Annotated in this window: 2 protein-coding genes; both read left to right on the top strand. The window is 35.0% G+C overall.

What is annotated here, in order from left to right:
* A partial coding sequence (locus F6K13_RS34055; protein ID WP_287290076.1) for a glutathione S-transferase family protein occupies positions 1–503 on the top strand: 503 nt, incomplete at its 5' end.
* Between the two features lie 425 nt (positions 504–928).
* A partial coding sequence (locus F6K13_RS34050) for a hypothetical protein (protein WP_287290075.1) occupies positions 929–1,199 on the top strand: 271 nt, incomplete at its 3' end.

The raw sequence follows: 1,199 nt of genomic DNA, 5'->3' as shown, positions 1-1,199 counted from the left end.
TCGATGATTTTCTGAAAATTTCTCCCATTGGTAAAGTACCTGTGTTTGTAGAAGAAGATGGCACAGTCATTTGGGATTCTACATTAATTGCTGAGTATTTAGACGAAACTTATCCAGAACCAAATTTTTACCCTACTCATCCCCAGGCAAAACTTGAATGTCGTAAATGGGAAGAGTTAGGAGATAATTTAGGGGATAATATTATCAATTTATGGAAACTAAATTTGACAAACAATTTTGACCCTACTGATTATCGAACACAATTAGAAACGTCAATTAATTGTCTCTTATCAGTTTTCGATCAACAATTAGCTAAATCTAAGTATTTGTTAGGTGATGAACAATGGACAGTAGCAGATGTAACAACATTATGTTCTTTGGGTTACTATAACCTTCGGGTAAATGAAGATTGGGTTTTGGAATATGAGAATTTAAAAAACTGGTTCAATAGATTACATCAACGTGAATCAGTAAAGTCTACTGTTCCTTTAAATAAGGAGTAGGAAGTAGGTAGGGACTAAGTATGCTTAGTCCCTACAGAGTCAGGAGGAATAGGAATTATAGAACCCACTTAGTATCTATAATTTATTACTTTTAGGATTTAGTAGTTGCGATCACCTCAAATTAAAAATCAAAAGTCAAAAGTCAAAAATAGTATGGTGGGTAAATGTAGTTGTTGATATTATAGCGCTACGCGCAAGGCAACAGGCAACAGGCAACAGGCAACAGGCAATAGGAGAAGACAAAAGGGTTTCAGCTTCTATTCATGTCAAACACCTTAATGCGTAGCGCTATAGTAATCAATAATGGATGCCCTAAACTTGTGGAATATAAAGAAAAGCTAAATAATAGTCAATCTCATAAAGTTTGTTATAGTCTGTGATTGGAGAAAACGTTCACACACAAAGTGACTTACGGAGTAATAAAAATGAAAAAAGCATTAGGCAAAGTCATCGTTGCATTTTTTGTCTGTTTACTATCTTTTGCAGTAGTTTCCCCCAGCCATGCAATGGCAGCTCAATATTATTGTTATTTAGGACAACAGCCACAATGTGTAGAAGACTTGCCGGAATCTGGAGACTTGTTATTTGTAGATATACCTCCATATGGAGTTAACGCTATAGATGTTACTGTCAGCAATTACTCACAAGAATATTATGCTATATTTAACACCGATCTTGGCAACCCAATAGAACAGA

The organism is Okeania sp. SIO2B9 (genome assembly GCF_010672505.1).
GTDB lineage: Bacteria > Cyanobacteriota > Cyanobacteriia > Cyanobacteriales > Microcoleaceae > Okeania > Okeania hirsuta.
This window is presented reverse-complemented; position numbering and strand designations above follow the sequence as displayed.